At 60.2% G+C, this 13,878-nt stretch carries 10 protein-coding genes; 4 read left to right on the plus strand and 6 right to left on the minus strand.

Going from position 1 to position 13,878, the window contains the following annotated elements:
- Window positions 1-41 precede the first annotated feature (41 nt).
- The 4 genes from HYP802_RS0100280 to prmB all read left to right on the plus strand — a co-directional run bounded on the left by HYP802_RS0100280 (window position 42) and on the right by prmB (window position 5,560).
- A complete protein-coding gene (locus tag HYP802_RS0100280) occupies window positions 42-1,205 on the plus strand; it encodes a thermonuclease family protein (RefSeq protein WP_013949985.1) in 1,164 nt (387 codons plus the stop codon).
- A 709-nt stretch (window positions 1,206-1,914) separates the two neighbouring features.
- The gene (locus tag HYP802_RS0100290) at window positions 1,915-3,273 is read left to right on the plus strand and encodes a DUF2541 family protein (RefSeq protein ID WP_013949988.1); all 1,359 of its coding nucleotides are present in this window, start codon (window positions 1,915-1,917) and stop codon (window positions 3,271-3,273) included.
- Between the two features lie 244 nt (window positions 3,274-3,517).
- Window positions 3,518-4,618 carry a fatty acid desaturase gene (locus HYP802_RS0100295; RefSeq protein ID WP_244421070.1) on the plus strand — a complete coding sequence of 367 codons (1,101 nt, stop codon included), beginning with the start codon at window positions 3,518-3,520 and terminating at the stop codon, window positions 4,616-4,618.
- 24 nt (window positions 4,619-4,642) lie between these two features.
- A complete protein-coding gene (gene prmB / locus HYP802_RS0100300; protein WP_024274915.1) occupies window positions 4,643-5,560 on the plus strand; it encodes a 50S ribosomal protein L3 N(5)-glutamine methyltransferase in 918 nt (305 codons plus the stop codon).
- A gap of 53 nt (window positions 5,561-5,613) precedes the next feature.
- Here prmB and HYP802_RS0100305 read toward each other — a convergent pair whose 3' ends face one another.
- The 6 genes from HYP802_RS0100305 to HYP802_RS0100330 form a co-directional block, all read right to left on the minus strand.
- The gene (locus tag HYP802_RS0100305; RefSeq protein WP_024274916.1) at window positions 5,614-8,463 is read right to left on the minus strand and encodes a phosphoenolpyruvate carboxylase; all 2,850 of its coding nucleotides are present in this window, start codon (window positions 8,461-8,463) and stop codon (window positions 5,614-5,616) included.
- Window positions 8,464-8,572: 109 nt separating this feature from the next.
- Window positions 8,573-9,472: a succinate--CoA ligase subunit alpha gene (gene sucD, locus HYP802_RS0100310; RefSeq protein WP_024274917.1), complete on the minus strand. Its 900-nt coding sequence runs from the start codon at window positions 9,470-9,472 to the stop codon at window positions 8,573-8,575.
- 18 nt (window positions 9,473-9,490) lie between these two features.
- Window positions 9,491-10,657, minus strand: coding sequence for a malate--CoA ligase subunit beta (locus HYP802_RS0100315; protein ID WP_013949993.1), 1,167 nt, complete (start codon window positions 10,655-10,657; stop codon window positions 9,491-9,493).
- 43 nt (window positions 10,658-10,700) lie between these two features.
- Window positions 10,701-11,657, minus strand: a complete 957-nt coding sequence (locus HYP802_RS0100320) for a CoA ester lyase (RefSeq protein ID WP_013949994.1) — start codon at window positions 11,655-11,657, stop codon at window positions 10,701-10,703.
- Window positions 11,658-11,759: 102 nt separating this feature from the next.
- On the minus strand, window positions 11,760-12,980 hold the full coding sequence (locus HYP802_RS0100325) for an aminotransferase class V-fold PLP-dependent enzyme (RefSeq protein ID WP_013949995.1): 1,221 nt from the start codon (window positions 12,978-12,980) through the stop codon (window positions 11,760-11,762).
- A 238-nt stretch (window positions 12,981-13,218) separates the two neighbouring features.
- Window positions 13,219-13,842, minus strand: a complete 624-nt coding sequence (locus HYP802_RS0100330) for a response regulator transcription factor (protein WP_024274918.1) — start codon at window positions 13,840-13,842, stop codon at window positions 13,219-13,221.
- Window positions 13,843-13,878: the final 36 nt, after the last annotated feature.

Below are 13,878 nucleotides of genomic sequence, written 5' to 3' on the forward strand. Positions count from 1 at the left end.
CAAAATGCTTAAATCGATTCATGCTCGGGGAGGTGCGCTCGATGTTCGGGTGGCGCAGGCGCAGTGAAGGCTTTGAATGGAAGGAATACGTGCGGACGACCATTCTCGTTCGCCGGGCCGACCGTCAGCGCCGGATTGAAGATGCGCGCGTTGCCGCCATCGAGAAGGTCAAGAACGTCGCCGACGCGGGTGTCGATGCCGGGCGAGCCGGGGCGTTCGCTGCCAAAAGCGGCGTCATGCGCGTGCTGGCGTTCATCGGACATGCCATCGCCGACGTCGCAATTGCGATCTTCTGGGGCATTGTTCGCTGGGTCTCATTCGGCTGGAGCGTTTTGAAGGATGCAACGCGCGCACTTTTGACGCCACTGCGTAGCGCGATCCGCATTCCTGCTGATGCAGCGCGCGACAAGCTCAAACTGATGCCGGACATCGCACGAAAATCGCCGATCAAGGCGCATCACCTCATCAGCGCGGGGCTGTTTCTTCTGCTCATCTATGTCGGCGGCCCGATGCTGAGAAGCGCCGACGGTATCGGCACGTCGGATCTCAATATCTCGACCGGCTCGATCGATGCTTCGCACCAAGTCACCATTTCGAATGAAATCTCAGGTTCGGCAGCCGCGCTGACGGGCGACACGATGCGGGTCGATGGGACCCTCGTGCGCCTCGCTGGCATTGAAGCGCCGGCGGCAGCGCAGCCCTGCCATCGGGCGAACGGCCGACGCTGGAATTGCGCTTCCGCCGCCCGTTTAGGCCTCAACAAGATCGTCCGCGGCCATAAGGTGACATGCACGTCGTCCGGCCAGGACGATAGCGGACGAACGCTTGCAAGCTGCGTGATCGACGGTTCGCAGGACGTCGCGAGGATGCTCGTACGGGACGGCTACGTTTTCGCGACGGATAAATCGTTCTTCGGCTCGCTCAGCAGCGACGAGGGCGGCGCACGCGAGGCCAAGCGCGGCATCTGGCAGGGTGAAGTTCTCAGACCGCAAGACTGGCGCAACCAGACCTGGGAGGCGGCTAAGCGCGACGCGCCCGACGGCTGCCCGATCAAGGGGGTCATTAGGGCATCGGCGAAGATGTACGCCCTGCCCTGGTCGGATGCCTATGCCAAGGCGCGGGTGCGGACCGCACGCGGCGAGCGGTGGTTCTGCAGCGAAGACGAGGCGAAAGCTGCGGGCTTCGCGCCATGGGATAAATCTTGAACTGCCGGTATTGGCGTTGAGTGCTGCCCGGCAAAAAAAATCCCGCAGCCGGGGGAGACTGCGGGGTGCAAACCGACCTTCACGCCATTGGGGTCGTGGGACGGCGCAAAAGATCTGCACAGATTATACAGCTAAAGGTGGCAAAAATTTCAAGCGCCGGAGACGCGTGATTCTTTTTTGTCATCAAGATGTGCCTGCTTTGCCGTCTCATCGATGCGCGAATGCAACGATTGCAAGCCCCGCAAAACAACAAAGTTTCTTTTATGGAATGTCGGCTGTGCTGTGGCAGCATCAAACTTGAGACGCTAATGAACTAGGAAAAGCGCGCGAGAGCGTCGTGTCTCTCCCAACCACCTCCGTACCACAGCTCGCGACCCTGCAACCGTAAGTTCTCAGAGCTGCCGAAAGACGCGAGCGATGAAACGGCGGATGTCTTTAAACCGCCGTCCGCTGCAGAAGCCCGGCTAATGGTCTTTACACTGGCAAAATAAATCGGTGTGCAAACGTTCATACAGCAACCGAATTCCGATTCTTCTTTAGCTCGCACAAGTCTCGGACAGGACAGTCAGAAGTCTGTGTTGCAGATTCACACCATCGTTTTTTCTGAACAGCCAAACGTTGGCTTGAGCGCTCCCGGTTTTGAAACGCTGCCGCTAAAGTGCCGCCGTTGCAGGGGCACGGGCGTTAGTAACCAGAGGGGTTCAAGTTTATGTTGCGCAGACTGGTACTGGGGCTGTGCGCCATCATGGCCACAGGCGCCGCAGGTGTAAGCGGCGTTGGAACAGTCACTGTCGTCGGAGCCGGGGCGGGTGTTGCCGGCCTCATCAGCACTTCGACAGTCGCCGAAGCTCAATCGTGGCGCCATCGGCACCATCGCCACCGGTATCATTATCGCCGCGGCGATCAGCTTATTCTCATTGCCGAAACCGACGTCGACCTGTCTCTCGACCGCTATACGATCGATGTGCGGCAAGCTAAAGGCGCCTACAAAGGCATTCGCATCAAGAATGCTATGGGCAAACTTTTCGACGTCCGGCGCGTCCAGATCGTCTACAGCGACGGTTCGGTGTGGAACGAAGACCGCCAGATCGACATGTATTGGGGCGAGCGCAGCCGTCCCATCAATCCGACCTACGAAAACAAGTTTATCGATCAGATCAAGATTGAGCAGGTACCCGGCTATGGCCGCGGGCGGCTCCAGATCATCGGCATTCAGGATCGCGAAGGCCGCGAAATGGATCGCGGCGGTCCTGACTACAGCAGCAGACAGCCCAGCCGGGTGATATCGAACAACGATATCTCTGTGCGCCCGACGGTCCCGGTCGCGTCACCGGCGACGCCGGGCCAGCCGACGGCGGGCGGCGACGTTCTATTCGGAGCCCAGTACGTCGGCTTCCTGACCGACCGCGACGTCATTCGTATCGGACCGGAAATCGGCAAGTTCTCGAAGATTCGGCTGCGCGTCCTCGATAACGACATTCACATCAAAGAGATGAAGATCGTCTACGCTAACGGCGAAGCCGACACACTGGCGATCAATGCCGACATTCCCAAAAACTCCAGGACGAATTGGATCGACCTCAGGGGCGACCGCTTCATTAAGGAAATCCAGCTCGTCTATCGCTCACGGCCAAACTTCAATGGGCAAGCCCGGATCGAAATCTTCGGCCGTTACGCGCCGGGTTGGCTTGGCCCGAACGGCGAAGGCCGCAAGTATAATCAGGGCTGGGTGCTGCTCGGCGCACAGACCGCGGGCTTCATTGGCTTCGACAAGGACATTATCCCGGTCGGCAGCAACGAAGGCGGCTTCCGGCGCCTGCGCGTAACGGTTCGCGACCGCGCAATCACGCTTAACGAGGTCAAAGTCGTCTACGCCGACGGCCAGGAAGAGACCATTCCGATCCGCACGCGTGTCGACGCAGGCGGCACGTTCGGACCGATCGACCTTAGAATGGGCCGGCGCCACCCGATCGACCATATCGAAGCCAAGTACCGGTCGCGATTCTTCGACTCGTCCGCGAAAGGCAAAGGCTCAGCTATCGTTGAAATCTGGGGCCAACATTACTAGGCTTCGGGCGAATAGCCGGTAGACGGAGAATCATGAGGGCCGGGCACAATCCGGCCCTCTTTTTTTCGCACCAATGCGCGCGGACCGGAGAATACTGAGGGTTTTGCGCAGGAATCGTATCGGATCGACCGATTATCCCGCCGCAAACTCCGTCAACAGCGTTTCGCGAAGTGCGACGAATATGCTACGCGACGCTACCTGTGGCCGGCCGTCGATTCCACTATTGGGGGACCAAGCTTTGAACGTGAGCCTCAAGCAGCCGCTGCAGGCCGACAGTCGTGCCGACGTCTTCACCCGCGATCCGAGACTAGCTCCATCATCCGCCGCAAAGACATTACCGGAGACGCAGAAACAGCGCGTCCGCCGCCTTGCTGCGCATTGCCAAAAGTATCGCGGCTCAGTGCCGAGGCTTGCGATCCAGCAGTTGCTGACGACCATCGTGCCGCTGGTGCTGATCATCGGCGTGATGTTCGCGACCGTCGAGCATGCCTATTGGGCGACGTTGCTGCTTGCCGTTCCTGCTGCCGGGCTTCTGGTCCGGGCCTTTATCATCCAGCACGATTGCGGCCACGGGTCATTCTTTGCGTCGCGGCCGCTCAACGATTTCGTCGGACGCGCCATGAGCGTGCTGACGCTCGCGCCTTACGGCCTGTGGCGCCGGGAGCACGCGCAGCATCACGCGACGTCCGGGAATCTCGATCGCCGCGGTGCCGGCGATATCAATACCATGACGGTGAAAGAATACGTGAAGCTCTCGAAGCTTCGGAAGCTGCACTACAAGCTTTATCGCCATCCGCTATTTTTGTTCGGGCTGGGGGTGCCAGCCTATTTCGTTATCATTCAGCGACTGCCGTGGTTCCATGCCTTGCCGCCGCGTGATGCCTGGAAAAGCGTTCTTGCGCTGAACGTGGGGCTCGTCGCGCTCTATGCGCCGCTCTGCTACTTCTTCGGCGTCGCCAACGTGCTCTGGGTGGGCCTACCGGTGCTGCATATCGCGGCCGCGACGGGCGGCTGGCTGTTCTTCATCCAGCACCAGTTCGAAGAGACGACGTGGGACACTGCCGAAGGCTGGGATTTTCAAGTCGCGGCGCTGCTTGGTTCGTCCTATTACGATCTCCCGAAAGTCCTGAACTGGTTCACAGGCAACATCGGGCTGCATCACATCCATCACCTCAACAGCATGATTCCGAACTACCGGCTTTTCGCTTGCCTTGATGCAAGCCCGGAGTTGAAATCGATCAATCGGATGACGCTACGTGAGAGCCTTCGGTGTACGCGATTGAAGCTCTGGGACGAAGACCAGCGCCGCCTCATCGGCTTCGACGAACTTCCAGCAACCGCTTAAAGATTATTGCGTTCGCGCATTGCCATGACGACAGATCCAGCGCGAGCGCCGATTGATGATCTCGTCACTATTCGTGACTGGCTGCGCTATGCCGTGACCCATATGAGCCGGGCGCATCTCGTCTATGGACACGGCACGTCCAATGCCGTCGACGAGGCTGCATTTCTTATTCTATCGCAGCTTGATCTGCCGATTGACGACGTCAATCCCTGGCTCGATTGCCGGCTGACGACGGATGAGCGCCAAAGCATCGCTTCGCTCGTTGCAGAGCGCATCGATACGCGTAAGCCAGCAGCTTATCTGACGCATGCGGCCTACATCCAGGGGCGAAAATTCTACGTCGATGAGCGCGTGATCGTGCCGAGGTCGTTCATCGGCGAACTGCTGGTCGAAGATCAATTGGCGGCGGTCGTTCCCGATCCGATGGCCGTGACGCGCGTGCTTGATCTTTGCACCGGATCGGGTTGTCTTGCCATTCTCGCAGCGGAAGCGTTTCCGAACGCCAAGATCGATGCCGCTGACATTTCAGAAGATGCCCTGGCAGTTGCGCAGCGCAATATTCGCGATTACGGGCTGGAGGAACGCGTCCACACGTTCAAGTCGGATTTGTTCGATGGCCTGCCGGCCGGAACGTACGACCTCATCATCTCTAACCCGCCGTATGTGACGGCCGATGCCGTCGCGGCGTTTCCGCCGGAGTATCAGGCCGAGCCGACGCTTGCGCATCTTGGCGGCGCCGACGGGATGGATCTCGTGCATCGCATCTTGCGCGACGCGCCGAAACGGCTGGCACCAAGCGGCGGCATCATCGTTGAAATCGGAGATGGGCAGGCGACGCTTGAAGCAGCGCGGCCGGATCTGCCGTTCCTGTGGCTCGATACCGAGACCAGCAAAGCCGAAGTGTTCGCGCTTTTTGCCGACGATCTGAAAGCAATGAAATAAAACGGCGAGCGGCCGTGGCAAAAGCCAGCGTCCGCCCGCGGATAGTCGCCGCCTCAGCCGAAGGCGCCGAAGTGGTGCGAGATGCCGGTGCCGATCTCGCGAATGAACTCGTACGAGATTTCCATCGGCGTCAGGATTTCCGTTTCCAAGCGCGCGTAGTCGTCGATGCCGCGCGGACGATAGCTCGCCTGCTCGTCGAAGGACTTCGCGGTCAGGTTCTTTTCGTCGTGCGGGAACGCTTTGCGCAGGATGCTCAGAACTTCCGGAATTTCCAAGCTCAGGGCCATCTCGAGCACCTGCGCATGCGAAAGTCCGTCCTGCGGGGCGAAGCGCGGAAGCTGCGCGGCCAGAATGAAAATGCGCATGATCAGCGCGAGGCGGATCGCCTGCAGGAGATCGAGTTCGAGCCGGTTCTCGTCAGGGACCATGCCATCTTCGATGTTCAAATCGGCGAGGATGGCGTGAAGGTCGATGGCGTCGAGACGCAGCAGATGGACGAGTTCGGAGACGTCGCCATAACGATCATCCGGCAGCAGATGCGTCGCGAGCGTACGGAAGGCGCTGTTCAGCGCTTCCTCACGGCCCCATGAGGCGCGCGACGCCCAAAGCCCAGCATTGAAGACTTGAGCGTTCGCCGCCATAGCGTTGAGGCTCGACATCGTCTTGCCGTGCGCAATCATTGCGAGCAGCGACTGCAATCGCTTCGACTTTTTCGCAAGTTTATAGAATCGGTCGCGATCGACGCCGACAGCGGCGCCAAGACCGGCGACGACGTTGGCGATATAGCCGAACTGCTGGAGAATGGCATTGTTCGGGATCGCGCGCATGCGGGCCGGGTTGCCGCGGTCGGATGCGTGATCGCCCTGGCGCTTTACCGGACGAGACCCTGTTTTGAACAACAGGTTCGGTCCGAAGGCGCCGAGGACAGCGCGATATCCATCGTGCGCGAACAGATCCTGCTGGAAGCCGCGAAGACGCAGGAAGAAGTCAAAGCTGAAATCCTGCGCCGAATAAAACGGATCCTTTTCAGCGGGCGGGATGTCGCCATCCATCACGATGGTTGCGAGCGCGCGGGTCGTTAAAGCGCGGTTGCCGAAGAAGACATAGCCGTCGCCGCCCTGGAAGCTCGTCTCGTGCTTCACGGGAATATTGGCGGCGCCGAAGCGGCGGCGTGCTTCATTCGTCATCACGTAGTGCAGACGACGGTAAAGCGTGCCGGGATGCGCACCGCGGCCCATCGACTCGCCGTGGGTCGAAAAGAGCAGCGTCTCGATGCCTTCGAGCTTGGCGGCGTCGACGATCGCGGCCAGCGCCTTGTAGTAGCGTTCGACGGCCAGCGTCGCCGAGATTTGTCCGATGAACCGGCCAGCGTCGGAGAAGCCAGTTTGAATGCTGATCCGCTTTCGGCCGATCACGTACTCGCGGTAGGCCTCTTCTTCGATGAGGCGCTCCATGATGCGTGCGCCATTCTCAAGACCCGTCGGAGTTTCGAAAAGCGGAGAGATATCGGTGATGTGATCGACGCCGAAGAGCTTGGCGAAGAACACCGCAATCAAAACCGTTGCAGGCGACTCGCATTCGGCGATGAGGAAGCGGATCGGCGTTTCCTTATCGACGTGCTTCATGATCTGCGCGGTAAGCGCAAACTGGCGGATCGCAGTCGCGGTTTCGAGATCGAGCGTCGCGAAGTTGACCGTCTCGCGCGGCGTGTTCTTGATCATCTCGACAATGCGCTTCAGCGACTGACTTTCGGTCAGGTCGCGCGTCCACGGTTCGTGCACGTAGGCGCGGAATGCGTTGTGGAGCTGCAGGGCGTTGATGCGCAGGTGGATATGCGACATGCCGAGACCGGTTGCCTCGACGAGGCCGGCGAGCGCGGCGGTGGCGCGCTTCATCTGCGGCGCCTGCACCGCATCGATCAGATTGTTGAAGAGAGCCTGTAGCGCCTCAACCGTCAGCAGGTTGTAGCCGTCCGTCTTTGTCATGACGTTGGCGGCCTTGGCGAGGCCTTCGGTGTTGTTGGCGAAGCTTTCGAGCGCCTTCAATTGCTCATCGACGGCAGCGATGCCGAGATCGAGCTTGCCGACAATCTGGCGGGCGACGCGCTGCGCAGCGTCACCGCTTTCGAGCTTGTGCTTCAGAACAACGAAGCGTTCGCGGATATCGGCCAAGGCGGCGCGCTTCTCGCGAAGGCGGGTTTCAAACGAGAACGTCCAGGTGATGTCGGTGCGGCCGTCGAGATCGTAGCCGACCCACGACGCAAACGTCGTGAGCCTCGGGCGCACTTTGAACGCCGCGTCACCGAACTTCTGCGACGCGACGCTATAGAAGCCGTGCAACAGTTCTTCGTACGCGTTGCGCAGGTTGCGGATCGCATCCTGGGCGCACTTGTGCTCGTGATGGAGCGTCAGCTTATCTTCCGGGCGATGCGGTAAGCCGATCGTGACGTCGGACGTTGGATCGGAAACCGCGATATCGACCATGCGCCGGTAGAGCGCGTCGGAAAGGCCGAACGTCGGATGCGCGGTCAGAACGATGCCGGTGCGGGCACGCGACCAACGCTCTTCAAACGCTTTGAGATTGTTGCCGGACTCGGTTGCCGTCTTTTCGACGTAGGCCGTGAAGTCCTTCAGCGTGGTCGCCTGATCGACATAGCCGACCTTCTCGCGCAGGCCACGGGCGCGGCGAACGAAGGCCCGATCCATCAGCCGGCCGGCAAGGCCCTTCATCTCGTCGAACGACACTTCGCCCGCCTCAAGACGCCGCGACATGTCGAACGCGACGTTCAAAATCGGGTTGAGCGAAGGGTTATCGGGAATTTGCGCTCTAAGACGCTTCAGCTGATTGATCAGCTCGATTTCGTCGAGCTTGTTCGAGCCAACAGCGGGCGTCGTATCCTGCATCACCAAAGGCTCCATGTCCCATCGTGCGGGACAGAATTCTCATGAAGATTCATAGTGTAGCGAAGTGGACGGCCGGAGGCAAAACACGCACGCTCCGGCCGAACCAAACTTAAGCTACCTTGCGGACCTGACCGAGGACCTGGGCAACGGTCGAGCCCATTTCCGACGGCGTCGGCGCAATCGTGACGCCGCAGCCCTTCAGGATCTCGACCTTTTCAGCGGCCGATTCACCGAATGCTGAGACGATGGCGCCAGCGTGGCCCATGCGACGGCCCTTCGGCGCCGACAAGCCAGCGATGTAGGCGATCACGGGCTTCTTCATGTGCTCTTTGGCGAACATGCCGGCTTCGGCTTCCTGCGGGCCGCCGATTTCGCCGATCATCAGAACGGCGTCGGTCTCCGGATCCGCCTCGAAAGCTTCAAGAACGTCACGGTGCGATGAACCGTTGATCGGATCGCCGCCGATGCCGACCGACGTCGAGACGCCGATGCCGAGCGCTTTCAGCTGTTCCGCCGCCTCGTAACCGAGCGTGCCCGAGCGGCCAACGATGCCGACGCGGCCCGGCAGGTAGATGTGACCCGGCATGATGCCGAGCATCGCCTTGCCCGGCGAGATCGTACCGGCGCAGTTCGGGCCGGTCAGAACCATGCGGCTTTCTTTCTTGTAGCGGCGCATGTAGCGCTTCACGCGGATCATGTCCTGAGCAGGAATGCCGTCCGTGATGCAGACGCAGTATTTGATGCCGGCGTCGGCTGCTTCCATGATCGCGTCGGCCGCAAACGGCGGCGGCACGAAGACGATAGAAGCTTCAGCGCCGGTCTCGTCGACCGCGCCCTTGACGGTGTTGAACACCGGGCGGCCGAGGTGAGACGTGCCGCCCTTGCCGGGCGTCACGCCGCCGACGACGTTGGAGCCGTAGTCGATCATTTCCTGAGCGTGAAAGGTGCCGATACGTCCGGTGAAGCCCTGGATCAGGATCGGCGTCTTTTCATTGATAAAGATTGCCATTGGTGCGTTTCTCCGGATTTAGGCCGCTTTTTTCGTTGCTTCGACAGCCTTTTTCGCCGCTTCCGCCAGCGTTTCTGCACTGATGACGGTGAGGCCGCTGGTGTCGATGATCTTACGGCCTTCCTCGACGTTCGTTCCGGCGAGGCGAACAACAATCGGCATTGTGATGTTCAATTCCTTCACGGCATCGACGACGCCCTTTGCAACCCAGTCGCAGCGGTTGATGCCGGCGAAGACGTTGACAAGGATGGCGCGAACGTTCTTGTCGCGAAGCACGGCACGGAACGATTTCGTTACGCGTTCGGGCGAGGCACCGCCGCCGATGTCGAGGAAGTTCGCCGGTTCGCCACCTGCGAGCTTGATCATATCGAGCGTTGCCATCGCGAGACCAGCGCCGTTGACGATGCAGCCGATGTCGCCGTCGAGACCGACGTAAGACAGGCCGCGGTCGGACGCGTACGTCTCGCGCGGATCTTCCTGGCTCTTGTCGCGCAGCTCGGCGATGTGCGGACGACGGAACAGCGCGTTCTCGTCAAACGACATCTTAGCGTCGAGGGCGAGGACCTGCTTTTCCTTGGTGATGACGAGGGGGTTGATCTCAACCATCATCGCGTCGAGGTCACGGAAAGCGCGGTAAGCGCCCATGATCGCGGGCACGATCTTGTTGACGATTTCGGGATCAACGCCGAGGCCAAACGCGATTTCGCGCGCCTGGAACTGCTGCATGCCGACGGCGGGATCGACCTGCACGCGGATAATGGTATCGGGCTGGGTTGCAGAGATCTCTTCGATATCCATGCCGCCCGCTGCCGACGCGACAACGACGATGCGCTCTGCCGCGCGGTCCATCACGAAGCCGAGGTAGATTTCGCGGTCGATGTTCGTCGCTTCTTCGATGTAGAGGCGCGAGACCAGCTTGCCGGCCGGTCCCGTCTGGGTGGTGACGAGCTTGCGACCGAGCATCGACTCGGCTGCTTCCTCGATCTCCCGTTCGTTGCGGCAGAGCTTGACCCCGCCCGCCTTGCCGCGGGCGCCAGAATGGATCTGGGCCTTGACGACAACGGGGTGACCAAGCTCGCTCGCGCGGTAGGTCGCCTGCTCAGGAGAATACGCCAATCCACCGCGGGGGATCGGCACGCCAAACTTCGTAAGAAGCTCTTTCGCCTGGTATTCGTGAATGTCCATTATTGGACCTCCTTAGGATTGTTCGACGTTTCCTGGCTGTTTTTTATTTCGCGCGCGCAGCTTCTGCGGCTTTGATCGCGGCAGCCGTGACGAGCAGGTTACGCGCCATCTTTTCCGAGGCTGCGTCGATCATCTTGCCGTCGAGAGAAGCGGCGCCCTTACCCTGGGCTTCGGCTTCCTTCAGAGCGACGAGAATGCGCTCAGCGCGCTCGACTTCCTTGGCGGTCGGCGAATAGATCTCGTTCGCGAGTTCAATCTGCGAGGGATGGATGGCCCACTTGCCTTCCATGCCGAGAGCCGCGCCACGGCGCGCTGCTGCCTTGTAGCCTTCCGGATCGTCGATGCCGCCGAACGGTCCGTCGATCGGACGAAGACCGTAAGCGCGACAGGCAACGGTCATGCGCGACAGCGGGAAGTGCCACTGATCGCCCGGATAATCGGGGTTCAGGCCGCCGATGACGACGGTGCGCGCCTTGTTGAAGGCGGAGTAATCGGCCACACCGAAGTGCATCGATTCCAGACGGCTTGGAGCAGAAGCGATGGCTTCGACGTTGGCCATGCCGAGCGGCGTTTCGATGAGCGCCTCGGTGCCGATCTGGTTCTTCAGGCCCTTGGCGACTTCGATCTGGCTGACGATGCATTCAACCGTGTAGACGTCGGCAGGAACGCCGACCTTCGGGATGAGGATCGTGTCGAGCTTGGCGCCAGCCTGCTCACAAATGTCGACGACGTCACGATACATGTAGTGGGTGTCGAGGCCGTTGATGCGAACCGAGACACTCTTGCCGGCGCCCTTCCAATCGAGATCGTTCAGCGCCTGGATGATGTTCTTACGGGCCTGCTCTTTTTCGGGCGGCGCAACAGCGTCTTCGCAATCGAGGAAGACATAGTCGGCGGCGCTCTTGATGGCGCGGTCGATCATGCTCGGGTTGGAGCCCGGAACCGCGAGGTATGAACGCTGCAATCTCTGTTTGCGGAGCGGGAACTGCGAAAAGCTCATTGGGAGGTTGCCTTCCTAGATTTGAGACGTGTTTTTGTTTCGATCGCGAAGCGAATGAGAAAGAGCGCCCGGCCTTCACTGAAGCCGGGCGCTTTTAATTTGTTAGGCAGCCTTGGCCTGAGCCGGCGTCACGCTCGTCGCTGACTTCGTCGCGGTCTTGGAGAAGTACTCCGCAGCAGCGCCCGTGCCTGAGCCGAGCTTGATGTTGATGCCCGAGTCTTTGAGCGCCATTTCGACTGCGAAGAGAACACCACCGACCATGAACTCATCGACGGCACCGAGGTGGCCGATGCGGAACACCTTGCCAGCGACCTTGTTGAGGCCGGTTCCGAGCGACGTGTTGTAGCGGTAGTAAGCCGTCTTCAGGACGGCGTTCGCATCGGCACCTTCCGGAACGAGGATCGCCGACACCGTGTCCGAATGCCACTTCGGCTCCTTGGCGCAGAGCTTCAGGCCCCATGCGTCAACGGCAGCGCGAACGCCAGACGCCATGCGGTGATGGCGAGCAACGACGTTATCGATGCCTTCAGCAAGGATCAGATCGAGCGAAGCACGCAGGCCGCGGATGAGCTGCGTAGCCGGCGTGTAGGGGAAGTAGCCAAGATCGTTGGTCTTGATCATGTCTTCCCAAGAGAAGAAGCAACGGTTCATGCGGCCGTTGACGCTCTTGTTGACGTCGAGTGCCTTCTGGCTGACGGCGAGGATGCCGAGGCCGGTCGGAAGCATGAAGCCCTTCTGCGAACCGGAGACGCAGCAGTCGACGCCCCATTCGCCCATGCGCATCTCAAGCGAGCCGACGGAAGAAACGCCGTCAACGAAGAGAAGTGCGGGGTGCTTTGCAGCGTCGAGCGCCTTGCGGACGCCGGCGATATCAGACGTCACGCCCGTCGCGGTTTCGTTGTGCGTGGCGAAGACGGCCTTGATCTCGTGGTTCTTATCCTTAGCGAGGATATCGGCGTACTTTTCGAGCGGCACGCCCGTGCCCCACTCTTCGTCGCACAGCTCGACCTTGAGGCCAAGGCGCTCAGCCATATCGACCCAGAGCAGCGAGAACTGACCGAAGCGGCTCATCAGAACTTTGTCGCCAGGGGCAAGCGTGTTCTCGATCGCCGATTCCCAAGCGCCGGTGCCCGACGACGGGAAAATGAAAACGCGGCCGTCCTTCATCTTGAAGACCTTCTTCAGGTCTTCGAAGATCGGAAGCGTGAACTTCGGGAATTCCGGAGAACGCATGTCCTCCATCGGAACGTTCATGGCCATACGCACGGCATCGGGAATCGTGGTCGGGCCGGGAATGAAGAGATGTGGCGTAATCAAATTCATATGAAGCGCTCCTCCACGCTGCGTTGAGCCAAGCCGACGACCCCCGACGCAGCAGGGGAGACGTTCCGGCATGCTTTTGCTGATCCTTCCGCCCGATCGCAGATACGGGCGTCAAGTCTTAACTAGCAGGCGGACAGTGACGGTGGGAATGGAAATCTATCAACACCCTGTTGGGCAGGACGAGCTACCCACCTCGTCGTGCTTTGGTGCTGCAATTCAGCGCCTTTTTGCGACAGCGTTATTGCTGCTCCGAACGGTTAACGGAGACATGCAGTGCAACAGCCATGGCGCGATTCGAAACGCCTAATTTGTCGTACAAATTTTTCAGATGGTATTTCACCGTGTTGCGCGAAATGCCTGTGCGCGCCGCGATCTGCAAGTTGGTCCAGCCGTTCGCAAGTGCAGCAAGCAACTCACGCTCGCGCGCCGTCAGACCTTCGAGCGGGTCGTGGTTCAAAAGATCAATATCGACATACGGCAGCGACAAGCGGCCACGCGCGACCGAAACGACAGCTTCGAGCAGAACCTGCGGATCTTCGGTCTTGGAGACGAAGCCCCAGGCACCGCCTTTGATGGCTTGCCGTAGCACCTCGTTGGAACGCTCACCCGTGTAGATGATGATTCGGGTCTGCCACTTCTCTTGCTTGACGCGCTGAAGCACGGCGCCGCCGGTCATGTCGGGCAATGTCCAGCCGACGACGGCGATCTCGACCGGCTTCGTCTTAAGAGCGTTGAGCAACGATTCACCCGTCGGGTGCACACCGCACACGGTAAAGCGCCCGTCGCGCTCAATCAGCGCTTCGAGACCTGCACGTACGACCGGATTTTGATCGGCGATCGTGACCTCGATCTTGGCCGCCATTCCCGCAATACTCTCCTCAATGCCTGGCGGCGGTTT

It is taken from the genome of Hyphomicrobium sp. 802 (assembly GCF_000526135.1).
Taxonomy (GTDB): Bacteria; Pseudomonadota; Alphaproteobacteria; order Rhizobiales; family Hyphomicrobiaceae; genus Hyphomicrobium_B.

Bases quoted from the DNA above. Each gene is read 5' to 3' on its own strand.
- HYP802_RS0100280 (WP_013949985.1), top strand. From the start codon at position 42: ATGTTCGGGTGGCGCAGGCGCAGTGAAGGCTTTGAATGGAAGGAATAC.
- HYP802_RS0100290 (WP_013949988.1), top strand. From the start codon at position 1,915: ATGTTGCGCAGACTGGTACTGGGGCTGTGCGCCATCATGGCCACAGGC.
- prmB (WP_024274915.1), top strand. From the start codon at position 4,643: ATGACGACAGATCCAGCGCGAGCGCCGATTGATGATCTCGTCACTATT.
- HYP802_RS0100305 (WP_024274916.1), bottom strand. From the start codon at position 8,463: ATGCAGGATACGACGCCCGCTGTTGGCTCGAACAAGCTCGACGAAATC.
- sucD (WP_024274917.1), bottom strand. From the start codon at position 9,472: ATGGCAATCTTTATCAATGAAAAGACGCCGATCCTGATCCAGGGCTTC.
- HYP802_RS0100315 (WP_013949993.1), bottom strand. From the start codon at position 10,657: ATGGACATTCACGAATACCAGGCGAAAGAGCTTCTTACGAAGTTTGGC.
- HYP802_RS0100320 (WP_013949994.1), bottom strand. From the start codon at position 11,657: ATGAGCTTTTCGCAGTTCCCGCTCCGCAAACAGAGATTGCAGCGTTCA.
- HYP802_RS0100325 (WP_013949995.1), bottom strand. From the start codon at position 12,980: ATGAATTTGATTACGCCACATCTCTTCATTCCCGGCCCGACCACGATT.
- HYP802_RS0100330 (WP_024274918.1), bottom strand. From the start codon at position 13,842: ATGGCGGCCAAGATCGAGGTCACGATCGCCGATCAAAATCCGGTCGTA.